This window comes from Acidimicrobiales bacterium, assembly GCA_030747595.1.
Lineage (GTDB): Bacteria > Actinomycetota > Acidimicrobiia > Acidimicrobiales > MedAcidi-G1 > UBA9410.
In genome coordinates this window covers 1-23,835 of record JASLKK010000002.1, presented here as the reverse complement: position 1 = coordinate 23,835, position 23,835 = coordinate 1, and the positions used below count along the sequence as shown (strand labels likewise).

Below are 23,835 nucleotides of genomic sequence, written 5' to 3'. Positions count from 1 at the left end.
CGATACCGATGGAGACTGTCATGGATAGCCCGCCACGGAACAATGGTTCATGGATAGCGAGGCCGGTCCGCGAGATCGGCGAGCACCAACCGCAGCACGCGACGCGCCGGTGCATCACCGACCGGCGAGAGTCGATCGGCCAGTCCCACTAGGTGGGCCACCACGCCGTCCAGAACCGGGGCGACAGCCGCCGTCCGCGCCGAGGGCGCCACATCGAGCATGGCCAGCACGGCGGCCAGTCGAACCGGGTCCGAGGCTGCGTCGCGTACCTCGGCCAACAACACCGACTCGGGGACCTGGTCGCGCCACCATCCAGCGTGCTCGGTGAGACGCGCCGAAAGGGAGGCCATCGCGGCGGCCGAAGCGAAATCGGCCCCGTCGGTCGACCAATCTCCCAACTGTCCGGCCAGCGCCTCGCAGAGGTCGGCCAACTGCATGAACTCGCGGGCTCCACCCTCGGTGGTGAGTGCTGTCGGTCCCTCACCCAACGGCGCATCGGTCACGGCAGTCACCCACGGAAGTGGTTGACGATCGGCATGCGACGGTCGCGGCCGAAACCACGTGTGGTCACCTTCGGACCGAGCGGCGTTTGGCGACGCTTGAACTCCGCTCCGTCCACGAGGCGGACCACCCGGTCCACCAGATCAGGGTCGTGGCCATCGGCCACAAGTTCGGCTCGGGTTCGATTGCCCTCCACGTAGGCCTCCAGCAGCGGGTCCAACACGTCGTACAGCGGGAGGCTCTGGTCGTCGGTCTGGTCGGGACGTAGCTCGGCCGACGGGGGCTTGGTGAGGATGTGTTCGGGAATCACCGGCTGTCCGTCCATCCCCGGTTTCCCGGCGTTGCGCCACCGGCATAGGTCATAGACCCTGGTCTTGTAGATGTCCCGGATCACCGCGTAGGCCCCCGCCGTGTCGCCGTACAGCGTCGAGTAGCCGACCGCCGACTCGCTCTTGTTGCCGGTGGTCAGCACCATCCATCCGTGGGCATTGGACAGGCCCATCAGTAGCACGCCTCGGATACGAGCCTGCAGGTTCTCGTCGACGAGGCCGGTCGGGCCCCCCTCGATGGCTCTGGCCAATACTCCGGTCAGAGCCAAATGGGCCTCCTCGATGGGAAGGACGTGGGCATCGATTCCCTGAGAGGCGACCAGTGCCTGGGCGTCGTCCACCGAGTGGTCGCTGGAGTAACGCGACGGCATCAGGACCGCGTGGACGTGGTCTGGGCCGAGGGCGTCGGCCGCGACGGTGGCCACCAGCGCCGAGTCCACGCCACCCGACAGGCCAAGACACACGTCGGTGAAGCCACTCTTGATGACATACCCGCGGGTGGCGGCCACCAGTGCCCCGTAGAGCTCGGCCGTCTCGTCCAGTGGGGCCAGCGCAGGCACCACCAGATGGTCCGGCCGTTCGACCTCCTCGGAAACCTCGATCACCGGCAGGGCGGTGCCCTGCGGGGAAGCATGATCGTTCACGGGGTCGGCTCCAGCTCTGGAGGCATCAACATCGACGATCACCACGGCCTCATCGAAACGCGGCGCCCGGGCCACGATTCGTCCCGAAGAGTCAGCCACCATCGACCCGCCGTCGAACACCAACTGGTCCTGGCCGCCGACCAGGTTCAAGTAGACCACCGGTCGGCCCGAGGAGGCAGCCGAGGCGGCCACCACCGACTCCCGGGCAGCCTGTTTGCCCAGATGGTAGGGCGATCCGTTCACCGTGGCGATGAGGTCGGCACCACCGGCCACCAGGCGTTCGACCGGGCCACCGGCCACCCACAGGTCCTCACAGATGGCTAGGCCCACCCGCACCCCGCCGATGCGGTGGAGCACCAGCGGAGCGGTGCCCGGAGCGAAGTCCCGTGCCTCGTCGAACACGTCGTAGGTGGGGAGGCACTCCTTGTGGTACGTCCCGACGATCCGGCCACCGTGGCAGACGGCCACCGCGTTGTAGGCCGGGCCGTCCGGCCCATCGGGCCCGACATCTGCGAAGCCAACCACCAGGGTGCACGAACCGCTCGCCGCGGCCACCCGTTCGACGGCCTCACGACTGTGGACCACGAAGCCGGGCTTGTGGACGAGGTCCTCGAGGGGATACCCGGTGACCGTCATCTCCGGATAGAGCGCCAGGTCACAGTCGGCCACCTCATCGAGGGTGGCCAGCACCCGGTCGACGTTGCCGTCCAGGTCGCCGACGACCGTGTCGATCTGCACCATCGCCAGCCGGACCCGGGTCATGGTCCCAGCGTACCGACGGGCTTCCACCGCCCGAGCCGTGGAGGGGACGAAAGCCGGGGCGGACTCCCGTCAGGAAGCTAGACGGCGCATCGACCAGTGGAGACCGGACGGACCACCACGACGGGTGGGGTGCTCGCCGTTGACTCGGGACTTGGCCCTCTCCTCGGCGCCGGCGAGGATCTCGTCGGCCCGGTCACGGTCCAGCTTCTCGTCGGCGACAGCCTGTTCGATTCGCTCGGACGCCGTAGCCACCAACTCAGCCACCAACTCGTCGACCCGATCGCCGGCCAGCTCGGCCAAAGTCGCGCCGTCACGCAAGGCCATACCGAGGCCTCTCCGATCCATCTCCAGGAAGTCGGCCACCTGAATGGAGAAGTGGGTCCGTCGATCCCACTTCTGCTTCATCTGACCCTGGCCTCCGAAGCGTTCGCCGTAGCCGAACTTTTCTCCGGCCCTCTCACCCTTATCCGGGCGATCAGCATCTCTGTAATCGGCGAACTGCTCGCGCCTCTCAGTCATCCGTGCCGCCCGGTCCATCCGTGCGCCGGCCCAGGCATCAGCCGAAGTATCCGCCGGGGTTTCCGCCGACGAATGAGCACCAGCCGTGCCGATCGGCGACAGCGTGGCCACCAGAACCGATCCCGCCATCAGCGACACCGCGGTAGCGACCACCCTGATCGTCATCTTCTTATTCATCGCCTGCTCCAGTTCTCCCAGGTCTCGATGTACCGGGCTCCGTGGCACCGTCGGTCGGCGGCCTGGAGACAACGATGCAGGGGCCAGATGAGGAGACGATGAAGGCCAAGAGAGAACCGGATAAAGAAAACCCGCCGAAAACATCGGTCAAAAGGCTGATGCCCCGAGCGTGGAACCCGGGGGCATTGAACAGCGACCGGCAAAACCGGTCGAATGTTTGGACCGATCAGCCGGCGAGGGCCTCACAACAGGTGTTGGTGATCAGACGGGTGACCACGTACGGATCCATGTTGGCGTTAGGGCGACGATCCTCGATGTAGCCCTTTTGATCTAGATTCACCTGCCACGGGATGCGGACCGATGCGCCGCGGTCCGACACGCCGTAACTGAACTGGTCGAAGCGCTGTGTCTCGTGCGCGCCGGTGAGGCGCTCCTCGGAACCCAGGCCATAACCGGCAATGTGCTCCGCCGGCTTGCCCTCGGCACCCAGCGACTCGCACGCCGTGATGATGGCGTCGTAGCCCTCACGCATTGCGTTGGTAGAAAAGTTGGTGTGCGCACCGGCACCGTTCCAATCACCCTTGATGGGCTTAGCGGCCACCGAGGCGTCCACTTGGAAGTCCTCGGCCACCCGGTACAGCAGGTAACGGGCCATCCAGAGTTGGTCGGCCACGGCCACGGTGTCAATCGGACCGACTTGGAACTCCCACTGGCCGAGCATGACCTCGGCGTTAGTACCCGAGATGGCCAGGCCGGCGTCGATGCAGGCCTTGGTGTGCGCTTCGACGATGTCACGGCCGGCGACCTCGATGGCGCCCACACCACAGTAGTAGGGGCCCTGCGGCGCTGGATAGCCCTCAACCGGCCAACCCAAGGGGCGACCCTCCTGGAAGAAGGTGTACTCCTGTTCGATGCCGAAGATCGGTTCCTGGTCGGCGTACTTCTCGAATGCCTCCACGCAGGCAGCCCGCGTGTTGGTGGGGTGCGGGGTCATGTTCCCGTCGGGGAGGCAGACGTCGCACAGCACGAGGATGTCTTCACCGCCACGGATCGGGTCCGGACACGAGAACACGGGTCGTAGCACACAGTCTGAGTTGTCGCCGGGGGCCTGATTGGTGCTCGAACCGTCGAAACCCCAGATGGGGAGGTCCTGTGGGTCCTCGATGATTTTGGTTTTCGAACGAACGTAGGGAAGCGGCTCGGTGCCGTCGATCCAGATGTACTCAGCCCTGATGGCCATGGTGATCTCCTGATCCTTGGGTCGGTCGGTGGGTCGATTAAACAGACCTGGTCGGCCGGCCGCGTTGCCGGACACGTGAAACCTACGGGGGGAGCGGTTTCATGACTGTTTTCTAACTGTGAACGCCATGTGAACGACGCGCTCTGGAACTGGTACTCCCAGCTCCGACGGGCCCATGCTGGACCCATGAACACAGAGAAAGCTGGCGAAGACATAGACAGCGGACCGGATCGCGAACACCGCCAACGCGACCAGCAGGCCTACGTCCTACGCACAGTCGAGGAACGCGGCGTACGCCTGATCCGACTCTGGTTCACCGACGTCCTCGGTCGTCACAAGTCGGTGGCCATCTCCCCGGCCGAGCTGGAGACGGTGCTCGACGAGGGCCTGCAGTTCGATGGCTCGGCCATCGACGGCTTCAGCCGCGTCCAGGAGAGCGACGTGCTGGCCCGACCCGACCCGTCCACCTTCGAACTCCTCCCGTGGGCCGACCCGGCCGAACCGTCGGGGACAATCTTCTGTGACATCACCAACCTCGACGGGACCTCGTTCGAAGGCGACCCCCGCCAGGTACTGCGTCGCAACGTGGATCGGGCCCGGGCCGCAGGCTTCGAGATGTTCTGTGCGCCAGAGGTCGAGTTCTTCTATTTCGCTGATTCGGGACCCGACCCCCAGCCGCTCGACCGGGCGTCGTACTTCGACCTGACCACCACCGACGTGGCGTCGGACCTCCGCAAGCAGACCCTTCACATGCTCGAAGCCCTATCCATCCCGGTGGAGTACTCCTTCCACGAGGACGGCCCCAGCCAGCACGAAATCGACCTCCAGTACACCGAGGCCCTATCCATGGCCGACTCGATCATGACGCTGCGTCTCGCCGTGAAGAAGATCGCTATGGACCGCGGGGTGTACGCCACGTTCATGCCCAAGCCCCTCAACGGCGTTCAGGGCTCGGGCATGCATACCCACCTGTCGTTGTTTCAGGATGGGCAGAACGCCTTCCACGACCCTGATGCGACGGATGGCCTGTCGGCCACCGCGAGGTCGTTCATCGCCGGTCTGCTGCACCACGCCCGGGAGATCACCGCGGTCACCAACCAGTTGGTCAACTCCTATAAGCGGATCAACGAGGGCTACGAGGCGCCGCGGTATGTCTCATGGGCACGCAATAACCGGTCGGCACTCGTCCGGGTTCCCATTCCCAAGCCAGGCAAGGTGGATTCGACCCGGGTCGAATACCGGGCGTTGGATCCGGCGTGCAACCCGTACCTTGCCTTCTCGGTACTACTGGCCGCCGGCCTCCGGGGCATCGAAAACGACCTGGAGTTGTCCCCCGAAGCAGCGGTGAACCTCTATGACCTGAGCCGTGACGAGCAGCGAGAACTCGGCGTAGACAGCCTTCCGGGCAACCTGAACGAGGCGCTGGACGAGATGGAGGCCTCTGAGTTGGTGCGCGAAGCCCTCGGCGATCACATCTTCGAGTGGTTCCTGCGAAACAAGCGGGCCGAGTGGAGCGAGTACCAGCGGCAGGTCACGCCGTTCGAACTCGACACGTACCTCCCCAACTGGTGAGTCCGAAAGCGAGCCCCCTCTGGAGCCCTGCCTGAATCCCGTAGAGGCACGGACGGAGTCGAACAGGCAGACTGAGAGCGCTGGACACCAACGGTGACCCGCGGAACCACCATGGACCCTCTCCTCGTCTTCCCAAATCCTCCACCACCGGAACTGGCCCAATGCCTGGATCTGGACGGGTGGTCCTGGAAAGCCGTTGCCAACGCCGACGCCGCCATGGCCGAGGAACCCGACGAGGGTTGGTCAGGTGCGGTCGTGGTGGCCGACACCGACCCCGAAGGGGCGTTCGCACTGTGTCGGCGCCTCCGCAAGGTGGAGATGCCGCTGCAGCCGCTGCTGGTCCTGGTGGGAGGTGGCCAACTCGACGCCCTCGAACTTCGCGACGATCTCTTCGACGACTTCTGTCTGACCCCGTTGCGTCCTGCTGAACTGCGGGCTCGGATTGAGCATCTGTTCTCGCGGACTGGCCGTGGCACGCGCCCGGAGTTGGTGGAGTACGGGCCACTCGCCCTGAACCTCGAGACCTACCAGGCTGCCATCGACGGCGAGCCGCTCGACCTCACCTACATGGAATACGAGCTACTCAAGTTTCTGGCCGCCCATCCCGGCAAGGTGTTCACCCGCGAGACCCTGTTGAGCCGGGTATGGGGCTACGACTACTACGGAGGCGCCCGAACCGTCGACGTCCACATCCGGCGGCTCCGGGCCAAGCTCGGCGAGGAACACGCCAACCTGATCCACACAGTGCGATCGGTGGGCTACCGGTTCGGCCAGTCCCGCTGGGGCGTCTGACCCCAGCACACGCGGCCAACCCTCTAGCCGTCAGCCTCCGAGCCCCGCCCAAGGATCGGTCTCGCTCAGTTCGAGCAGTTCCGATCCCTCATGGGTGGTGTCCACGTCCTTCTTGAGTACGCCACCCAGCAGAGCGGCAGCCAACGCACCGGTCATCAGGATGCCGACCGGCATCACCACGACGAGCAGAAGGATCATCAGGACGGCACCGAGCATGGCCGCAGTCTGCCATCTCGGACCGTGGCCGGCGCACTCTCGCGCCGTCGACCGCTACGGCCAACGGTTCAGCCGACGTAAACGATGGCCTCCACCTCGAAGATGGCGCCCAAGGGTAGGGCGGCCACGGCCACGCACGAACGGGCCGGACGGCTGTCACCGAACGCCTCACAGTAGATCTCGTTCATCGCCGCGAAGTTGCCCATGTCGGTAAGGAACACCGTGGTCTTGACCACCTGATCGAGCATCGCTCCGTTTGCCTCGACCTGAGCCCGCAGGTTGGCCAACGCCTGGGTGGCTTGGGCTTCAAGACCGTCCCCGGCGAGGCTGCCGGCAACCGGACCATCAACGGTGCTGCCATCGACGATTCCAACCTGCCCGCTGACGAACAGCAGATCGCCGGCGCGGACGACGGGGGTGTAGGGGCCAGCGGTGTTGCTCATGGAAGAACTCCTTTGCTCGGGGACTGGGTTGCTCGAAGGGGACAGGATTCGTGGGTGGGTTCTGGATCCTTCCACAACCCGACGGATGGCTAGCCGGTCGGCAGGTCCGGAGGGCATCCCCTATGACACCACGTCGCAGCGGCCACCGCGGCGAACACGGCATCCGATCCGTTGATCGGCGTACCGTCGTCGGGCAGCACTTCGACGACGACCGGCGGGGTCTCCGTCGCCCGGACGATGCCGAAGGACCGGATGGTCAGGTCGTGGACAACACCATCACCATCGACCGACAAGCCCTCCGAGGTGATCCAGCTCCACGCCATGTGGGCCGCACCGATGCAGTAGGACCGCAGCACCACCTCATCGAGCGGGTCGCCACACCGGACAATGACCCGGATGCCATCGTCGTCGACAGTTGCCATGGCTTCGGCGCCGGCGGGTGACACCACAGGTTGGCCGGGCGTCATCGCTCCAGCACCAGTGAGAAGGACCACGGCTTCAGCCCAGCCGGCAGCCCGCACGTTGGGGCTGGTCGGTGGCCCGACCACATCGACCTCGACAACGTCCAGACCGGGTGCCACGGCAGCCACCGCATCGACGATCCCCGAGGTGCGAACCACCCGGAGGATGCCGGTTCCATCCACCGAGGCCCCGCCGGCCACCGGGGGACGCTTAGGACCGAATTGAACGGTGTCCTCCCGCGATGGGGCGACCAGAACGGTTGAACCATGGGCGTCGGCCAGAACCCGGGCTACCGCGGGCAGTGGAGAATCAACCTTGGCCCCGAAGGCCCCGCCGTTGGCCAAGGGCCCGACCGGTTCGCTTCCGGGCATGCACCAGGCAGCATCGGTCTCCAGCGGAGCCGGTTCGACCCACGCGGTTCGCAGGACACTGGCCCAATTACCGGCGGGGGCCTCCAACGGCGGCACGACGTCGGCCGTGGTCCGACGGCCCTGGACCTTGCCTGCTTCCCGGCGGGCAGCGGCCAGCGTGTCGGCAACCACCCAGGAGCCGGGATCGTCGACCGGTCCGTCACCGGGCACGGCGACCAGGGCCTCGACCGGAGCGGTGTCGGCCGCAAACCCACCACGACCGAGCGCCACCTCGGGGCCCACCTTCTGAGGACTACGTCCCTCAAGGGTGGCCCGACGGGCTGAAGCGTCCCGGTCGACGGGTTCGCCCGACGAGATCCCATCCGTCGTCCGGATGCCAACGCCGACCTCCCAGGCGTCGAGCACGGTCTGCCAACCGGTACAGCGACAGAGATGGGCGTGCAGGGCGCGGGCCGCACGATCGCGGTCCGGCGGAGCCTGATCGCTCAGGGCCCGAGCACCCAGAGAATGGTCGCTCGGCAAGTCATCGGGAACCGAGCCCTCCAGCCCGGCGAAACGCATGATGATGCCTGGCGTGCAGAATCCGCACTGGCTGCCACCGGTAGCACAGAAAGCGTCAGCCCACCGTTCACCGTCGCCCTCGGGTAGACCGTCCAGCGTGGTAATCGACCGTCCAGCGACGCGTCGCAACGGGGTCACGCATGACACCCTGGGCTGACCGTCGACCAACACGGTGCAACAGCCACACTGGCCTTGGGGGCTGCACCCATCCTTGACCGACCGATTACCGACTGGACCCCGAAGTGCATCGAGCAGCGTCTGGCCGTCGTCGGCCACCTCGACCGGTTGACCGTCGACAGTCAGACGCACCGCTCCCCGGTCCAGCGGGTCCTCCGGGGTGGGCGTGTCCATCCGAGGAGTGTGCCCGGTCACCACTACGGTCACCGACCTCACCACTACGGTCACCGATCTCACCACTACGGTCACCAACCATGCAGGACCCCACCGGCACAGAACCACAGCCGACGGGTCGGCGTCAGGTCCTGATCGGGCTGGCCGCTGGCACGCTTCTGGCCGCCTGCGGTGGTCGCTCCGCCAGCACCTCGGCTGGGACAACCGCCCCGACCGCGACCATCGGTTCGACCGTCTCTGCCGGCTGGCGGCTGGGCGCCCGGTTCGCCGACGGGTACGTGGCCCCCAGCGCCCTAGTCGCCGGTTCAGCCCAGCGCGCGCCCTACGTCCTCCTGGGATCGGACGGCTGGCCCATGGGCACCGAGGGGCCGGACCATCTGGACCTCACCGTCCGACGCGCAGGTGCGAACGGCGCTGCCGACGGACCGGTGGTGGCCACTCACACCGTCGAACGCCACGGCGGCGACCACGCCACCCCGTACTTCCCGCTGGTGTTCCAGGTCGACGACCCGGGCGACTATGTCGTACACCTGGCTACTGGAACCACCGGAGACGTCGGGATCGAGCCCCACCATCTTCGAGTTGTCGGCCGAGAGGAGACCACGCTCATCCAGGTGGGAGACCGACTTCCGGCGGTGGCCACCCCGACTCGGACCGATCCAGCAGGCGTCGATCCAATCTGCACCGAGCCCAACGGCCCGTGCTCGTTCCATGAGGTCTCCGTCGCCGAAGCGCTGAGCCAACCGGGCCCCGTCGCGCTACTGGTCTCCACACCGCGGTTTTGCCAGTCCGACGTCTGCGGACCGACCGTCGGCCTACTCCGCTCAGCCCTGCGGGTCCAGTCTGAGCCCTGGTCGGCGGTACATGCCGAGGTCTACATGGCTCCAGAGACCGGGGACTTCACCACCACGCCGACCGTGGCGGCGCTCGGCCTGGCCTTCGAACCAAGCCTCGTGGTGGCCGACCTCGACGGGATCGTCACCGCAGCCCTTCACTTCACCATGGACGCAACCGAGGTGGCTGACGCCCTGGCCACCGCTGTCTGAAAACCACGAAAGCCGTCGCCACGGGGCGCCGGCAAGTGGTCGCCCCGCAAGGCGATCAGAATGTCTGGTTACTCAGCTGAATGACTGACCGCAGCCGCAGGTTCGCTGGGCGTTCGGGTTGTCGATTGAGAACCCGGCCTCGTTCAGGCCGTCCTTGTAGTCCAGCGTGGCGCCCTCGAGCAGTTGGGCGCTCGACTGGTCGACCACCACTCGCACGTCGCCGTAAGCCTTTTCTAGGTCGTCCTCGGCCCGCTCAGTATCGAAGTACATCTCGTAGCTGAAGCCCGAGCACCCACCGGGGCGAACGGCCACCCGCAGAGCCAGGCCCTCTTCAGATTCACCAGCGATGAGCTGACCCACCTTGGTGGTGGCATCGTCGGTCAACGTGATCATCGATTCCTCCCGAAGTTGCGGTGACTGTCGGTATGAACAGTTTACCCACGGCCCTACCCCGATGGCCACGGAGGATCCGACGCCGTCGGCCAGCGGGCATGCTCATAACATGGCGGCATGGAGCCTGAACCCGGGGATGAAACGCTTCCGGGCGGCACCAGTCCGACCGAGGCCGATGTCCTCGGCGTGCTCCGGGGCGTCATCGATCCCGAGTTGGGCACCGACATCGTCGAGTTGGGCATGGCCCGTGCCGTGGCTATCGACGACGACGGTCGAGTCGACGTCACCATTGCCCTGACCACCTCGGGTTGTCCTCTCCGTGCCCAGATCCAACGCGACGTCCGGGCCCGGGTTGCCGACCTGCCCGGCGTGTCGTCAGTCCACCTCTCGTGGGATGAACTCAACGCCGAAGAGAAGGCCACGGCCATGGCCCGGGCCCGATTCAACGTGAGCCGCAACGCCCCCGACACCGAGGTGCCGGCGACCACCAAGGTCCTGATGGTGGCCTCGGGCAAGGGAGGCGTCGGCAAGTCGTCAGTGACCGTGAACCTGGCTGCCGCCATGGCCGCCCGGGGCATGACCGTCGGCGTCATGGATGCCGACATCTGGGGCTTCTCGATACCACGCATGCTGGGCGTCGAGGGTCGCCTCGGTGGGTCTCCCGAGGTTGGCAAGATCGACCCCATTGAGGTCCCAATCGGGGACGGCGTCGTGAAGGTCGTGTCGATGGGGCTTCTCGTCGACAACGAGGAGTCGGCCCTCATGTGGCGGGGCCTGATCCTGAACCGGGCCGTCCAGCACTTCTGCGAAGACGTGGCCTGGGGCCCGATGGACTACCTGCTGATCGACATGCCGCCAGGTACCGGGGACGTACAGATGGGTCTAGCCAAGATGCTCCCGCAGGCCGAGATGGTGGTGGTGACCACACCGGCCCTGGCCGCCCAGAAGGTGGCCGTGCGGGTGGCCAACATGGGGCGGGCCAACTACCTGCGAATCGTCGGAGTGGTCGAGAACATGAGTGCCTACGTGGCACCCGACGGCAGCCGCCATGAACTGTTCGGCGCCGGAGGCGGTGGCGCTCTGGCCCAGCAGGTCGGAGCCCCACTGCTCGGAAGCATCCCGCTGGACGGGGCGGTGGCTACCGCCGGCGATACCGGTCGCCCAATCTCCCTCGGCGAGGGTCCGGCGGCCGATGCCTACCGGGAGATCGTGGAACACATCGTCACCGAGGCGGCTCCACCGGTAGACATGGCGGGCTGCAGCGCCCGGCTTCTGGCCGCCGCCGAGGACGCTCTGGACGCCGCCGGGGCCTGAGCCAGAATCCGTACAACACAACTCAGTCGAGCCGACCTGGCTCGTCCAGTCCGTCGGGAGTCCCGTCCTCCCAGGAGCCGGCGTCGATGATTCCTCCGGACGAGGGATCCTCGCCACGCCACCCGTACCGAAAGGTGGTACCCCCGCTGGCCATCGAACGAGTCAGCCGGCGGGTGGTCATGGCCCGTATCACGGCCCGTGTCGGCGGAAACAGCAGGGCCAGGCCAACAGCATCGGTTACGAACCCCGGGGTGAGCATGAGAGCACCGGCACCCAGAACCAGCAGACCGTCGACGATCTCGCGGCCGGGGATCCGGCCCTGAGCCGCCTCCGCCTGGGCCCGACGCAGGATGCCGAGGCCCTCACGTCTTACGAGCCACGCGCCCACCACACTGACCAGCACCAGCAACCCAATGGTGTTCAGTACCCCGGTCGAGCCCGCTACCTGAACGATGACGGCCAACTCCACGATCGGTGTCACTACGAACACCAGGAACAGGATCAGGAGCACGGCCGCATGTTAGAGCGGCCCGATACGGGTACCCCGATGCGGGGCCCTGTGGAGGGAACACGGCGAGCCGGGCCCGGACGGGAACCATCCGCCTATCCTCGCGACTACATGACCCGCCCCTCAGAAAGTTCCCCCGGCCCGGCCTCTGACCGGCCCCCCAGCGTCGACCGTCTGGCCCGATCGCTGGCCGACATCGGCCTGCCCCACCCCCTACTGGTCGACGCGGCCCGCACCGCGGTGGCCGAAGCGGTGGCCGCGGGCGAACCGGCCAGTGCCCTGGTTCGGGCCCGCGAGCTGGCTGAGGCCACGGCCCGGGCCCTCCTGTCCGACGTGGTCAACGCCACCGGCGTGCTGTTGCATACCAATCTGGGCCGGGCACCCTGGAGCCCTTCTTCAGGCGACGATCGGCGCTACACGACGCTGGAGTTCGATCTGGCTAGTGGTTCACGGGGTTCTCGGCAAGATCGGGCCCCCGCGCTGCTGGCCCGGGCGTGCGGCGCCGAGGCCGCCATGGTGGTCAACAACTGCGCATCCGCTGTCTTGCTCGTGCTGGCTGCTCTGGCTGCCGGGCGGGGAGTGGTGGTGTCACGCGGCGAGATGGTCGAGATTGGTGGCGGCTTCCGGATCCCCAACGTGATGGCCCAGTCGGGTGCCCGTCTGGTCGAAGTCGGGACTACCAACCGGACCCGCATCGGTGACTTTTCGGCCGCCATCGCGTCCGACCCCGACGTGGCCCTGACCTTGTCCGTCCACCGGTCCAACTACCGGATCGAAGGCTTCACCGAGTCGGCGTCGGTGGCTGAACTGGCTGCTCTAGACGTGCCGGTAGTGGCCGACATCGGGTCGGGCCTGTTGGATGCCGCCTGCCCGTGGTTGGCTGACGGTCCACCGGGGTGGCTGGCCAACGAGCCGGCAGCCCGTCAGACACTGGAGGCCGGAGCGGCGTTGGTGACGTTCTCGGGCGACAAGCTGCTGGGCGGACCCCAGGCTGGGATCATCGCCGGTCGAGCCGACCTCATCGAGGCGTGCGCCGCTCATCCGTTGGCCCGGGCCCTTCGCCCGGGAAGCCTCGTGCTGCAGTCTCTTCAGGACCTGGCACTGGCCTATCTAACCCGGGACGGCTGGTCCATTCCGTTCTGGCGTATGGCCACCGAGCCAATCTCCGACCTGCGGGCCCGCGCGGAACGGATCGCTGCCAATCTGACACCCGATCTGGTCGCCGACACGGTGGCCGTGCCTGGCGGGGGAACACTGCCCGGCGTGGAGATCCCTTCGGTCGGACTGGTCCTCGCCGGTGACCGGGTGGCTGAGTTGCGTGCCGGTTCACCCCCCGTGGTGGCCCGGGTGACTGACCATTCCACCGTGCTTGACCTCCGGACCGTGCATCCTGACGATGACGACGTGATCGCTGCAGCCCTCGCCGGCCTGACACCCGAGCCGACCCCCGTGCAGACAACTACCAACCGCACCCCCTCCAGCGACAGGCGCTGACCGGTGCACGTCGTTGCCACGGCGGGCCACGTCGACCACGGCAAGTCGACCCTCGTCGAAGCCCTGACGGGAACCGATCCCGACCGGTTCGCAGAAGAGAAGGCCCGGGGCCTGACCATCGACCTGGGGTTCGCAGCCACCACGTTGCCCTCGGGGGCCGCCCTGTCGCTAGTCGACGTCCCTGGCCACGTTCGGTTCCTTAAGAACATGCTGGCCGGGGTGGGTGCCGTGGACGCCTGCCTATTCGTGGTGGCGGCCACCGAGGGCTGGAAACCCCAGTCCGAGGAACACCTGCGGATCCTCGAACTACTGGGCATCGGCCACGGCGTGATCGCCCTGACCAAGGTCGGCCCGGCCGACGAGGACCTGGTCGACCTGGCCCGTCTGGAGATCATCGAGCAGGTGGAGGGCACGTTTCTCGAAGGGGCCGCGGTGGTGGCCACCGACGCACCGACCGGGCTCGGCCTCGACGATCTGCGAGTCGCCCTCGACGACCTGGTGGGCGTTACGCCCACCGCTATGGACCACGGCAGGCCCCGTCTGTGGGTCGACCGTGCCTTCTCCGCCAAAGGTGCCGGCACCGTCGTCACCGGCACTCTCTCCGGTGGTGCCCTGCGGGTCGACGATGAGTTAGCCATCCACCCCGCGGGTACCGCTGTCCGGGTGCGATCACTAGAGAATCACCACGCCAGCCACCTCGAGTTGCCTCCCGGTAGCCGGTGTGCGGTCAACCTGGTCGGGGCCGCCCATGACGAGGTGGTCCGCGGTGACGTACTCGTTCGATCTGACCAGTGGCACCACACGACGGTGTTCGACGCCTCACTCCAGGTGCTGGAGCGGCTCGACCACCCGGTCTCAAGACGAGGCGCCCACGTCCTCTACCTCGGCTCGGGTGAGCACCCGGTGAGGATGCGCATCCTCGGCCCCGATGCCCTCGAGCCAGGATCCGAGGGTTCGGTCCGGATCCACCTGCCCCGACCACTTCCCCTACTGCCAGGTGACCGGTTCGTCCTACGCGAATCGGGTCGGTCGGAGACGGTGGGCGGGGGCGAGGTACTCGACGTAGATCCGACCGAAAAGGCCTCCGCCGCCCGACCCGACCGCTCCGTGGACCGGGTGGTGAAAGAGCGGGGCTGGGTGGACGCCGACGAGTTGGAACGACTCACCGGTGAACGTAGAGATCCTGACGTCGACCGTTGGGTCGTCAATCCCGAGATGCTCCATGGGACGCTCGAAAGGCTGCGAGACGCCGTTGATTCCGTCGGTCCGCTGGGTCTCGAACTGTCTCGGCTGAATCCCTTTGAGCGGGCCGTCGCCGGGCTTCTAGGAGATGCGGTGATCGAAGCTGGCCGGCTGGTTCCGGTGGGAGCCGTCGATCCGCTGGCCGACCACCCGTTCGTGGCCGCCCTGGCTGCCTCACCGTTCACCCCACCTGGACCGGACGGGGTCGACCGCGGCGAGCTACGGGAACTGGTCCGACGCGGCGACCTGATCGAAGTGGAGGGAATCTTCTATTCCGCCTCGGCCATCGATGCGGCCGCCCGGCTGGCCGCCCGGCTACTGGTCGACGATCCCGACGGATTCACCGTCTCGGTATTCCGGGAGGCGGCGGGCAACACCCGTAAGCACGCCATGCCGTTGTTGTCCCATCTAGACAGCACCGGCATAACCAGACGGCGCGGCGACGTCCGGATCGCCGGCCCACGCCTCCCCGTTCTCTGACACAGTTTCAGATCTCGAGCAGCACCCGACGTTCAGACTCATTGGTACCACCCCAGATTCCATGGGTTTCGCCACGGCCCACAGCGAACTCGAGACACCGTCCGACCACCACACAGCGATCACAGATCGCCTTGGCCCGGAGTTCCCGAAGACGCTTCTCGTCTCGGCCCTCACCGCTGCCCGGCGGGTAGAACACCACGGCCTGCGGTCCTCGACAAGCTGCCTTCACCTGCCACTCTCGGAAGTTGCCGTTAACCGGCATCCGCACACCCCTCGTGGTCTGTCGGCCCGTCCGATCGGGCCGTAGGCGACGAACCTATGACGCGCGTGCCGGCCGGGACAAGGGTGAACTGCCAGCTAACTCAGCGACGTCGATAGTCGCGGGCGGCGCCGTCGACAGGCTCGACCTCCAGCCACAAGCCGTCAACCCCGGTCACCCGGATGTCGCCACCGGGTTCCACCGGGGTGGCCCGGTTGGTGGTGGCCCGCCACACGGCGTCGCGCACCCGGACAGTGCCATTGGGCGAGAGCTCGTCCTCGGCAGTCCCCTCCTCGCCGATGATCCACTCCCGACCGATGGTGGGTGTTGAGAACCGGGTCCGGACCATGGTCGGCATTCCGCCCACCACACCAGCCACCGTGCCCAACAGGCCGACGGCCAGAGTGATCCAAGAGAAGGACTGTCCCTCGAAGAGGAACACCGAGCCGGCTACCAGGGCGATTGTTCCGATGATCGACCAGAGACGCGGTACACCGGCCTGGACGTCGATAGCGAAACCCACGAAAGCGAAGACGAGGACGCCCACCGCCCAACCCCGAGCAGGGAGCACGCCGAGGCCATAGGTCGAAAGGAGGAAACACCCGGCGCCGATGACACCGGCGATGCCCACCCCAGCCGTGTACAACTCGAAGACCAGCAGACCCATGCCGATCAGCAGGAGCAGGTACGCCACCGCCGGGCTGGCCACCGTATGGAAGAACTGTGCCACGACGTCGAGTTGACGAAAGCGGGTCGGGGTGACCGGCTGGACCGAAGGGCCATCGTCGCCGTCAACCGTTCGGACCTCGAAGCCGGGCACGCCCACCAGCTGTTCTAGGAGCACCGGTGCAGAGCGAGCCAGGCCCCGTTCGATGGCCTCCTCGTAGCCCACGGCCCGGTCCACCAGATCAGTATCGACGGGCAGGCCGAAAGGAAGGCCGAAGCCACCGCCCAACACGGACTCGCCCAGTGCCCCGAGGTGAGCACCCGGCGCGATGCCGATGTCGTCGCCAAGGGCGACCAGTCGGGCCATCGGCCCGGTGGCCTCAGCGCCCGACGGGCCGACCCAAAACGAGACCGGTACCGGTGCGGCGACGATCAGTTCGGCGAGACGAACCAGTTCGGCCTCATCGACCACCGAAGTAGTGCTGTCGACCTGGAAGACCACGGCCACCGTTTCGACTGGATCGAGGGACTCCAGGACGTCGGCCAGCATGTCGACCAGTACCGGGTCTAAGAAGCCATGGACCTCCACGACATCGACTACGGCCGGCGGGGTATGCACCCCGTCCTCGTGTTCGGAATGCGCGCCAGCGGTCGGCGCGCCCAACACGATGACGGCCGTCATGGACAGCAGGCCAACGAGCACACGTCGGAAAAGGGAGAGCGGAAAGAGGTATCGCATCACGGGTCCGGGAGGAGGGTAAGACAACGAGTCGGGCAAGCCTACGGACCGGTGTGCGTTGGCAACCTGCCCGGGTCAACCTGCTCCGGCTGGTGGATCTCCGTGGGTCGTATCCCTCAGAACTACTGGTCAGGTACCAGCCTCGCCGAGCGCCAGTGCGGCCTCCTCGACGGTTTCACGCACTGGCACGATCCGATCAAAGCCGGTGGTGTGCAGCAAGCGAATCAACGCCGGGCGATTGCACGCCACGGCCACGTCTCCGTCGTTCTCCCGGGCACGTCGGATACCACCGATGAGCGCACCTAGGCCAGCGGAGTCCATGAACGGGACATCGGAGAGATCGACCAGGATGAAGGCCTCGACAGACAAATCGGTCAACGACTCCCTGAACTGAGCCACCGTGTAGGCGTCGAGTTCCCCGGCTGGTCGGCACAGGACATAGCCATCATGTCGTTCGACCGTGATCTCAAGCATCCGGGTCGCCTCCTGACCGATCGACGTGCGCGGAGAGCACGTCCGTTGGGGGCAACGTAGTCGGCGGCGGGCGGTAACGGTCACCGACCCCCCCGGTACGCTCCCGCCCATGAGCGAGACCGCTGCCTCACCGACGGATACTTTGACGGTTCTCGTGGCCACCGATGCCGACCACGTCCACGACGAGGTGGATGCTGCTCTGGAGGGCGACCACACGGTGATCCGAGTGCACACCGGAGCCGAGGTGCTGGCCGCGGTGGCCGCCCACGGACCGGCGATGGTGGTGCTCGACCTCCAGATCGGAAACATGGGTGGCATGGCCACTTGTATGGACCTTCGCCTCGAGCAGCGGGCCGATCGGATCCCCGAGCAACGGATCGTGATGCTCCTGGACCGCGATGCGGATGTCTTCCTGGCACAGCAGGCCGAGGCAGACGCCTGGATGGTCAAGCCGGTCGACGCCCTCATCTTGCGACGCACCGCCCGCGATTTACTCGCCACCTGAACACACCCGTGATCCACGGACGGCGACCTGACCGGGGCCATCCGAACTGGCCCGGTGGTCACGACCGGTCCCCGTAGGGCGCCGGTACCCTTGCCCGCTGAAACGGGTAGTGGCGCAGCTTGGTAGCGCGCCTCGTTCGGGACGAGGAGGTCGTGGGTTCAAATCCCGCCTACCCGACCAGGGGGTCTCGGCAGGTTATTGAAAACGGCTCGGCAGGTATTGGCCACGCAGAGTGGTTGATATGCGACCGGTTGGAAAGTCGATAGCTGCGCTGAACTGGGCTCCGTACATGAGTAAGACCGTCCGGTCCGGGTAGGCCGATGCATGGATCTGGGTCCTGGCTCCTGTGAAATTGGCGACCGGGCTCGGCGTTGGGAGCCGGTGGCCGATCTACGAAGTTTGTTGGTGCCCGTCGATCTGAATGGCGGTGAATCGGACTACAGCAGGAGGAATCGTGCCCGAAGGGCTCAGCGCCGTCGGCGAAAGAAGGAATTCATTCCAAATCGCTTCTTAGCCTTCCGATTCGAGTCAACCGACGAACTGCAACGCGCCAGGTCCGACGGCTGGGTGAAAGGCTTCCAGAAGGGGATGCGCAACTCGGATGGTTCCCAACGCCGGGCGAAGGTCCAGGTCAATCTTGATCAGATCCCTGATCAATCAATCATCATTGACTTGAGGCGATAAAGCTGGGCGTGTCACACGCCTCCCGGAAGCCGCCGGAGTGATCTTCAAGTATCAGGCCGTCAGCCGATTCCGCAGGAGGCACCATTCGCAGCCGGACCTTGTTGGGGCCCGGCCTGGGGATTTGATGAGGGGCACGAGCCGCTCAAGGAACCTTTGAAACCATCCGTCCTCGATCTCTACGGGGATCCAGGTGCTCGAAACGAGGTAGGCGCGGCCCTTTTCGGTATCGACCATCTCCTCGGGGGCGAACACGAGGAGCCCTGCCACGGAGACCGTTTCGGGGTCCCCGGAGGCCGGCTTGCTAAGAGCCCACTGGTAGGCGGCGAGTTGTGGCCGGTAGGCGTCGCCGAGCTGGGGGGACGCGGTGCTCGACTTGAAGTCGACGACGCCGACCGAGCCGTCGTCGAACCTCAGGAGGGCGTCCATGCTCCCGCGGATGGTGAAGTCAACGCCGCCAATGGTGTGGGGCGCCGACTGGACCCGTCCTCCGTTGTGGAGTGTCCCCGGGGGCAGGCCGTCGTCGACGTCCGAAGTCGGACGGTCGGCGAAGTATCGGCGTTGCTGGCTGTCGAGCTTGGAGAAGATCCCCGGGAACGGCCCCTGGGGCCAGGTTTCACCGTTGACTGCTTCAGCGAAGCACCGGTCACATCGGCGGTCTTCGTAGTTCAGGCTGCTCGGCGAGAGCCGGACTTCCCGTCTGGTCACCATCGGTTGCCACCTCCCAGCGTGTCGTCTCGCCTGCGGGTGTTGTTGTCCAGCCTCGGACGTTCAAGCACAGATCCTGTCACCGCTGAGCCTCTTCCGCTGCCAGGGTCCGCTCCTCGCCGGCGTCGCAGAGGGCGCACAGCTCGTCAAGGCGCCCAGAAGCAACGATCTCTTCGATGGCTTTCTTTTTCATCGAGTCCCAATGGCCGAGGTGGTTGCGGATAGTTGCGACAGATGGGGCTTCTGGCCGTTTCTTTAGCCATTGCTGGAACTCGACGAGCGACCCGTCGTGCTCTGGCGAGAACAGAAACTTGACGACGAACTCCCTTAGTTCGATCTCAGACCACTTGCGGGTGTAGTTGTCGCGAGCAGATTCTCCGCATTGGACGCCAGCTGCTTCGCACGCCTCTTTCCAGGACCCGAATCGCAGGTAGAAGACCTGACCAGTGGGGCCCTTGATTTGTTCCAGAGTCACCAATTCGTCGTAGGCGGCAACGGTCAGCGGTGTCGATCTGGTAGATGCGGCCTGGAGTGCTTGCAGAAGTTGTTCGTCCGACCAGTTCTTTACCTTCGGTGAGGTTCCCTGGCCCCAAACAAGCTTGGTGCCCAGCCGATCGAGATTGCGGCGCACGTCGATTCGACTGACGCCCGCTTTCTCAGCGATCTCGTCGAGACTCGATCCCGGCATGGAAGTGACTGTCTCGCGAATTGACCCTTTGAGCCTCTCTGCTCTCAGTTCGCGAATGTGGCCACTGTCAAGTTTGCCTACCCGCTTGATTGAACGTCGCACAGCTTCGGCAGACATGCCGACCGTTTTGCCGATCGCTCGGTTGCTCGCCCCAGCGATCCTTTGCTCGACCATCCAAGCGTTTCGAGCTTCTCTAACCACAGCTTCTGAGAGCCCCGTCGACTCGACGATGCGGTGAATGCTGGATCCGTCCGACACCAGGGGCCAGACCAGGCCTTTTGCTTCCCGTTGTTTGTATTCCGCTCGTTGTGCCTGATCTGCCAACGCAGAGCGCAGTTCGCTTCGGCCCGTCGGGAAGCTGCTGACTTCGCCTAGTCGCCAACCGAAGCGTTCAAGCCCAGCTCGTATCTTTGCTGCCTTCCCGGAACCGAGGTGTCTGATCGCCATCAACTCTTCTTCGGTGCGCGAGACAAGCTGTGCGACCCCCCGGATGTCGTTTCCTTCCAGGAAGCTCGCGAGCGTGGGGTCGAGGCCCAAGTCTTCGAGTGGCACGTCGTCTTCCGGCGCGAGGTTCTGTAGCCAGTCTTGGCGGCTTTTCTGAGACTCGTGGCGGGCAGGTGGAGGTCCGACATAAAGCCGGTTGCGGGGAATCTCGTCCACAGGCTCGACATCGTTGGCCGTGAACACCAGCGAATCGGGAATCGCGGCCCCGCTCTCGAACTCCGACGTAATTGAATACTGATATATCCCGGGCCGCCGCCAGACCGCAGGCCAAGTCAGGGCATTCTCCTCAACGCACCAATTGTGCACGAAGCGCCAATTGTGGTCGGGAGGCCACACGGAGTCGCCACAGTGGACGCACTCGACCGGAAACATTTCTTGCATCTTGGCTCGGTTCTGGGGGTCCTCCAGCGATTCCTCGAGTTGCCGGTAGAGCTTCGAGACGTGGTCGCAGGAGCGATGGCCGTCGCGCGACGCCGCGACCAAGATCGCGTCACAGTTGGCTATCAGGGTGGCGTAGCTCGCTGGCGAAAGGGCATAGCACCAGCCAGCCAGCCGTCGAAACAGCGTGACGGAGCAACGAACCTTCTTGGCGTCGGTTTCGCCGAAGATTTCATTGAGAGTGCGGCCCTGGCCGCCATTGCGTCCCCGGGGTTCGACCTGATCACGGATCGCCTGAATGCAAGCGAAGTAGTGCTTTCCGAGTTCAGGGTGGCAGAGGAACGCGATCGCTTCATAGAGACTCTCGAGGGCGAACTCCTGCGAGGTGGATGAACCGTCGCTGCCCTTTCCGTGGTGGGAAACCTCGCCAAAGATCTGGGGCAGAATCCACCAGATCCAATGCTCATGCTTTTTGCCTTCGTGGATCTGGCGGAGCGCGTCCTTGAAGCCGCCCTTTGCTTGCCGATGCTTGGCCAGGTATCGCTCGAGACGCGGGAAGGCTCGAAGAATGTCCGGGAAGGAGATCTGAGTTGGCTCCACTGGCCCAGTCCGCCCGGAACAGGTCGGATCCCAGGGGACGGTGCAGTTATTGACGGCCCCCCGGGGAGGGTCGTCCGATGGTGTGGTGTGATGCGTAATTGTCATACAGCCATACTATCTATAATAGGGCCAAAGTCCTCCGCTGAAAGCAACTTTAGGTAAGATATCCATCTATAACAACCTAAATCAGTCTCTTTGTCTTCCGACGCTACGACGAGGCGGCAAAGGGTGCGGGGCGAACGTTTCCGGAGGCCCGACGACGTCTCGGACGGGGAGTTCGCCCGCTACGTCGAGTTCACCTGGACCTCGGTCGACCAGTGACGTGTCCCAGCCCGGAGTCTGGTGGACTGGCGATGATCGGGGGCGATCCCGGGGGGAGGAACAGACATCGACGAGACCGGTGACGGGCATCGACCCATCGCTGCCTGGCGGCGCTTCTGCGACGAACTCGCCGAGGCCGGCGACCTACTGCTCACAGAGCCGGCACTCGGTCGGTCCGATGTCATGGCCGATGGCGTCCGGGCTCTCAGCCGCTACACCGCCCTAGCCCTCGAATCGCTCCTGGAATCCGCCGATGCCGACCGGCCCCGGTTCATGGACCTGCAGACCCCGATCCGGAAGTTCATGGGGGACAACCCCGACCAGACATACAGAAGGGCGACGATCACCGGGAACGGGACGTACGTGGTGGAGGGCAGCATGGGTGGCGCTCTGGCCATGGAGGTCGCCGTCTACGGCGGGGGCGGCTTCATGACGGGCGGTCGACGCCTCGTCGGAGCCATCGACGACTCGACCATGGACGTCACCGAGGACGGTCGCTACGAGGTACTGCTCTCCCCGGATGCCTCAGGTCCCAACGCGATCCGCCTGGAGGCCGGCGCCTCCTCGGTGCTGGTTCGCACCTACTTCACAGACCTCGACGTCCGCCTGCGCCATCAGATGCCAGCGATACGACGGGAATCGGCCACTCCGCCGGCCCCACTGCCCAGCGAGCAGTGGATCGAGGACCACCTCGCCCTGGCGGGCCTGTTCGTCTCGGGTTCCCTCGGCTGGTGGATGAACCTGAAGGCCGAGCAGGCATCGACCAGCCTCAATGAGTTCCCACCGATGCGCGACGACGGCGACCTGCTCACGCCTGCGAACGTCCGGTACCGCTCCGGCTACTGGCGCCTGGCGCCCGAAGAGGCATGGGTGATCGACATCTCCACTGACGGACGAGCCGACTACTGGAGCGCCGTCCTGATGAGCGTCTGGGGCGAGACCGTCGACTGGCGGGAACGGCCCGCTGTGGTCAACAACGCCACCGCAGTCCCCGAACCGGACGGAACGGTACGGATCGTCGTCGCACACCGGGACCCCGGAGTCCCGAACTGGCTGGACACAGGAGGCCACCCGGAGGGATCCGTGGCCCTTCGCTGGTTCCGGTCCGATGACGACCTCCCGGAAGTCATGACAGCGGTAGTGGACGTATCCGATCTCGCAGGCTGAGAGGAGAGCGGCGCGAAACCACCACACCCCTACAACGAAAGGGTTTCAAGGGTCGCTCCGATGAGGCCGGGAACACGTTTCAGGTGAATCGGGAACGCGCTAGGGGCGACTCAAGCTCAATTGGCAGAGCACCAGGCCCTTAATCCGCAGGTTCCGGGTTCGAGTCCCGGGGGGCGTACAACATTAGGTAGAACTTGCGAAACCCCGGTTGAGGCCCAAATTCTTTCACAGCCTGAGGGGGGCGGGGGCGCCATCGGAGCCCCCAGGTGTAGATACGCGTCAGGCAGCTCTTGGGTTAATCGTTATGCCGGGGAATAGTGTTTCCCAATCGACACCTACCCCAATTGGTTCTGGTACCCCTCAACAGACAACCCTCCAGAATGGACTGGACAGGTTGTCGGTGTGTTCCGAGAGGCGCGATCCAAGATCGACTCTGCCGACGTCCAGGGATTAGGCAGCGACGGAATCCTTGCTGAGGTAGCTGAAGGCCTCGAGGGCATTGGATTCGAGGTGGAGTCCGGAAAGCGCGCCACACAGAAAATCCGCCGCCCCGTCCTCTTCGGATCACAAGGCATCCCGCGGGTCACATACGAAGTTGATGGGGTACACGACGATTTGGGCATCGTCTTTGAAATAGAAGCCGGTCGGGGCTGGATGGGTAATGCCTTCTACCGCGACCTCATTCGAACCTCGCTGATCGTCGGAGCCAAGTACCTGATGCTGGCGAT

At 65.5% G+C, this 23,835-nt stretch carries 23 protein-coding genes and 1 tRNA gene; 10 read left to right on the top strand and 14 right to left on the bottom strand.

The genetic code is table 11. The features are described 5' to 3' along the window. Positions 1–47: 47 nt before the first annotated feature. The 4 genes from QF777_01460 to glnII all read right to left on the bottom strand — a co-directional run bounded on the left by QF777_01460 (position 48) and on the right by glnII (position 4,247). A complete protein-coding gene (locus QF777_01460) occupies positions 48–512 on the bottom strand; it encodes a hypothetical protein (protein MDP6910218.1) in 465 nt (154 codons plus the stop codon). Further along, positions 509–2,236, bottom strand: a complete 1,728-nt coding sequence (locus QF777_01455; GenBank protein ID MDP6910217.1) for an NAD+ synthase — start codon at positions 2,234–2,236, stop codon at positions 509–511. The genes QF777_01460 and QF777_01455 overlap by 4 nt, the downstream gene beginning before the upstream one ends. A gap of 69 nt (positions 2,237–2,305) precedes the next feature. Then, a complete protein-coding gene (locus tag QF777_01450; protein ID MDP6910216.1) occupies positions 2,306–2,932 on the bottom strand; it encodes a hypothetical protein in 627 nt (208 codons plus the stop codon). Between the two features lie 226 nt (positions 2,933–3,158). Next, entirely contained in the window at positions 3,159–4,247 is a 1,089-nt protein-coding gene (gene glnII, locus QF777_01445) for a glutamine synthetase GlnII (GenBank protein ID MDP6910215.1), read from the bottom strand. Positions 4,248–4,358: 111 nt separating this feature from the next. Here glnII and QF777_01440 point away from each other — a divergent pair, with 111 nt between their 5' ends. Together QF777_01440 and QF777_01435 are read left to right on the top strand one after the other, a co-directional pair. Next, a complete protein-coding gene (locus QF777_01440) occupies positions 4,359–5,744 on the top strand; it encodes a glutamine synthetase family protein (protein ID MDP6910214.1) in 1,386 nt (461 codons plus the stop codon). Positions 5,745–5,855: 111 nt separating this feature from the next. Further along, the gene (locus QF777_01435; GenBank protein ID MDP6910213.1) at positions 5,856–6,536 is read left to right on the top strand and encodes a response regulator transcription factor; all 681 of its coding nucleotides are present in this window, start codon (positions 5,856–5,858) and stop codon (positions 6,534–6,536) included. A gap of 30 nt (positions 6,537–6,566) precedes the next feature. On the opposite strand, the gene QF777_01430 is transcribed toward QF777_01435, so the two are convergent. The 3 genes from QF777_01430 to QF777_01420 form a co-directional block, all read right to left on the bottom strand. Then, positions 6,567–6,752, bottom strand: a complete 186-nt coding sequence (locus tag QF777_01430; GenBank protein MDP6910212.1) for a hypothetical protein — start codon at positions 6,750–6,752, stop codon at positions 6,567–6,569. 68 nt (positions 6,753–6,820) lie between these two features. Beyond that, the gene (locus QF777_01425) at positions 6,821–7,195 is read right to left on the bottom strand and encodes a Rid family detoxifying hydrolase (protein MDP6910211.1); all 375 of its coding nucleotides are present in this window, start codon (positions 7,193–7,195) and stop codon (positions 6,821–6,823) included. Positions 7,196–7,284: 89 nt separating this feature from the next. Further along, entirely contained in the window at positions 7,285–8,940 is a 1,656-nt protein-coding gene (locus QF777_01420) for a 2Fe-2S iron-sulfur cluster-binding protein (GenBank protein MDP6910210.1), read from the bottom strand. 80 nt (positions 8,941–9,020) lie between these two features. Here QF777_01420 and QF777_01415 point away from each other — a divergent pair, with 80 nt between their 5' ends. After that, entirely contained in the window at positions 9,021–9,986 is a 966-nt protein-coding gene (locus tag QF777_01415; GenBank protein MDP6910209.1) for a hypothetical protein, read from the top strand. 72 nt (positions 9,987–10,058) lie between these two features. Here the strand turns inward: QF777_01415 and erpA are convergent, their stop codons facing one another. Continuing rightward, entirely contained in the window at positions 10,059–10,379 is a 321-nt protein-coding gene (gene erpA, locus QF777_01410; protein MDP6910208.1) for an iron-sulfur cluster insertion protein ErpA, read from the bottom strand. 117 nt (positions 10,380–10,496) lie between these two features. Between erpA and QF777_01405 the strand changes: the two genes are divergently transcribed. After that, positions 10,497–11,693 carry an Mrp/NBP35 family ATP-binding protein gene (locus QF777_01405; GenBank protein MDP6910207.1) on the top strand — a complete coding sequence of 399 codons (1,197 nt, stop codon included), beginning with the start codon at positions 10,497–10,499 and terminating at the stop codon, positions 11,691–11,693. Between the two features lie 22 nt (positions 11,694–11,715). On the opposite strand, the gene QF777_01400 is transcribed toward QF777_01405, so the two are convergent. Further along, positions 11,716–12,204 carry an FxsA family protein gene (locus QF777_01400; GenBank protein MDP6910206.1) on the bottom strand — a complete coding sequence of 163 codons (489 nt, stop codon included), beginning with the start codon at positions 12,202–12,204 and terminating at the stop codon, positions 11,716–11,718. A 108-nt stretch (positions 12,205–12,312) separates the two neighbouring features. Here QF777_01400 and selA point away from each other — a divergent pair, with 108 nt between their 5' ends. Together selA and selB are read left to right on the top strand one after the other, a co-directional pair. Beyond that, positions 12,313–13,695 (top strand): L-seryl-tRNA(Sec) selenium transferase, encoded by a 1,383-nt coding sequence (gene selA, locus QF777_01395; protein MDP6910205.1) that lies wholly within the window; start codon positions 12,313–12,315, stop codon positions 13,693–13,695. A gap of 3 nt (positions 13,696–13,698) precedes the next feature. After that, complete coding sequence (gene selB, locus QF777_01390) at positions 13,699–15,417, top strand: selenocysteine-specific translation elongation factor (protein ID MDP6910204.1); 1,719 nt, start codon at positions 13,699–13,701, stop codon at positions 15,415–15,417. A 7-nt stretch (positions 15,418–15,424) separates the two neighbouring features. Here selB and QF777_01385 read toward each other — a convergent pair whose 3' ends face one another. The 3 genes from QF777_01385 to QF777_01375 all read right to left on the bottom strand — a co-directional run bounded on the left by QF777_01385 (position 15,425) and on the right by QF777_01375 (position 17,555). Continuing rightward, positions 15,425–15,679 (bottom strand): WhiB family transcriptional regulator, encoded by a 255-nt coding sequence (locus QF777_01385; protein MDP6910203.1) that lies wholly within the window; start codon positions 15,677–15,679, stop codon positions 15,425–15,427. 100 nt (positions 15,680–15,779) lie between these two features. Next, positions 15,780–17,081 (bottom strand): NfeD family protein, encoded by a 1,302-nt coding sequence (locus QF777_01380; GenBank protein MDP6910202.1) that lies wholly within the window; start codon positions 17,079–17,081, stop codon positions 15,780–15,782. A gap of 129 nt (positions 17,082–17,210) precedes the next feature. After that, entirely contained in the window at positions 17,211–17,555 is a 345-nt protein-coding gene (locus QF777_01375) for an anti-sigma factor antagonist (protein MDP6910201.1), read from the bottom strand. Positions 17,556–17,664: 109 nt separating this feature from the next. On the opposite strand from QF777_01375, the gene QF777_01370 reads away from it, so the two are divergent. Both QF777_01370 and QF777_01365 read left to right on the top strand, forming a co-directional pair. After that, entirely contained in the window at positions 17,665–18,060 is a 396-nt protein-coding gene (locus QF777_01370; GenBank protein MDP6910200.1) for a response regulator, read from the top strand. 103 nt (positions 18,061–18,163) lie between these two features. Further along, positions 18,164–18,240: transfer RNA gene (locus QF777_01365), tRNA-Pro, on the top strand. A 555-nt stretch (positions 18,241–18,795) separates the two neighbouring features. Here QF777_01365 and QF777_01360 read toward each other — a convergent pair. Then, positions 18,796–19,452: a PD-(D/E)XK nuclease family protein gene (locus QF777_01360; protein MDP6910199.1), complete on the bottom strand. Its 657-nt coding sequence runs from the start codon at positions 19,450–19,452 to the stop codon at positions 18,796–18,798. 76 nt (positions 19,453–19,528) lie between these two features. After that, positions 19,529–21,619 (bottom strand): DUF1810 family protein, encoded by a 2,091-nt coding sequence (locus tag QF777_01355; GenBank protein ID MDP6910198.1) that lies wholly within the window; start codon positions 21,617–21,619, stop codon positions 19,529–19,531. A gap of 504 nt (positions 21,620–22,123) precedes the next feature. On the opposite strand from QF777_01355, the gene QF777_01350 reads away from it, so the two are divergent. Both QF777_01350 and QF777_01345 read left to right on the top strand, forming a co-directional pair. Further along, the gene (locus QF777_01350) at positions 22,124–23,107 is read left to right on the top strand and encodes a DUF1214 domain-containing protein (GenBank protein ID MDP6910197.1); all 984 of its coding nucleotides are present in this window, start codon (positions 22,124–22,126) and stop codon (positions 23,105–23,107) included. A 402-nt stretch (positions 23,108–23,509) separates the two neighbouring features. After that, on the top strand, positions 23,510–23,835 hold a 326-nt coding region (locus QF777_01345), incomplete at its 3' end, for a hypothetical protein (GenBank protein ID MDP6910196.1).

What these genes read in the sequence shown, in the direction of transcription:
- QF777_01455 (MDP6910217.1), bottom strand. Translation starts at nt 2,236, where the DNA reads ATGACCCGGGTCCGGCTGGCGATGGTGCAGATCGACACGGTCGTCGGC.
- QF777_01450 (MDP6910216.1), bottom strand. Translation starts at nt 2,932, where the DNA reads ATGAATAAGAAGATGACGATCAGGGTGGTCGCTACCGCGGTGTCGCTG.
- QF777_01440 (MDP6910214.1), top strand. Translation starts at nt 4,359, where the DNA reads ATGAACACAGAGAAAGCTGGCGAAGACATAGACAGCGGACCGGATCGC.
- QF777_01435 (MDP6910213.1), top strand. Translation starts at nt 5,856, where the DNA reads ATGGACCCTCTCCTCGTCTTCCCAAATCCTCCACCACCGGAACTGGCC.
- QF777_01430 (MDP6910212.1), bottom strand. Translation starts at nt 6,752, where the DNA reads ATGCTCGGTGCCGTCCTGATGATCCTTCTGCTCGTCGTGGTGATGCCG.
- QF777_01425 (MDP6910211.1), bottom strand. Translation starts at nt 7,195, where the DNA reads ATGAGCAACACCGCTGGCCCCTACACCCCCGTCGTCCGCGCCGGCGAT.
- QF777_01420 (MDP6910210.1), bottom strand. Translation starts at nt 8,940, where the DNA reads ATGGACACGCCCACCCCGGAGGACCCGCTGGACCGGGGAGCGGTGCGT.
- QF777_01415 (MDP6910209.1), top strand. Translation starts at nt 9,021, where the DNA reads ATGCAGGACCCCACCGGCACAGAACCACAGCCGACGGGTCGGCGTCAG.
- erpA (MDP6910208.1), bottom strand. Translation starts at nt 10,379, where the DNA reads ATGATCACGTTGACCGACGATGCCACCACCAAGGTGGGTCAGCTCATC.
- QF777_01405 (MDP6910207.1), top strand. Translation starts at nt 10,497, where the DNA reads ATGGAGCCTGAACCCGGGGATGAAACGCTTCCGGGCGGCACCAGTCCG.
- selA (MDP6910205.1), top strand. Translation starts at nt 12,313, where the DNA reads ATGACCCGCCCCTCAGAAAGTTCCCCCGGCCCGGCCTCTGACCGGCCC.
- QF777_01385 (MDP6910203.1), bottom strand. Translation starts at nt 15,679, where the DNA reads ATGCCGGTTAACGGCAACTTCCGAGAGTGGCAGGTGAAGGCAGCTTGT.
- QF777_01380 (MDP6910202.1), bottom strand. Translation starts at nt 17,081, where the DNA reads ATGCGATACCTCTTTCCGCTCTCCCTTTTCCGACGTGTGCTCGTTGGC.
- QF777_01375 (MDP6910201.1), bottom strand. Translation starts at nt 17,555, where the DNA reads ATGCTTGAGATCACGGTCGAACGACATGATGGCTATGTCCTGTGCCGA.
- QF777_01370 (MDP6910200.1), top strand. Translation starts at nt 17,665, where the DNA reads ATGAGCGAGACCGCTGCCTCACCGACGGATACTTTGACGGTTCTCGTG.
- QF777_01360 (MDP6910199.1), bottom strand. Translation starts at nt 19,452, where the DNA reads ATGGTGACCAGACGGGAAGTCCGGCTCTCGCCGAGCAGCCTGAACTAC.
- QF777_01350 (MDP6910197.1), top strand. Translation starts at nt 22,124, where the DNA reads ATGGCCGATGGCGTCCGGGCTCTCAGCCGCTACACCGCCCTAGCCCTC.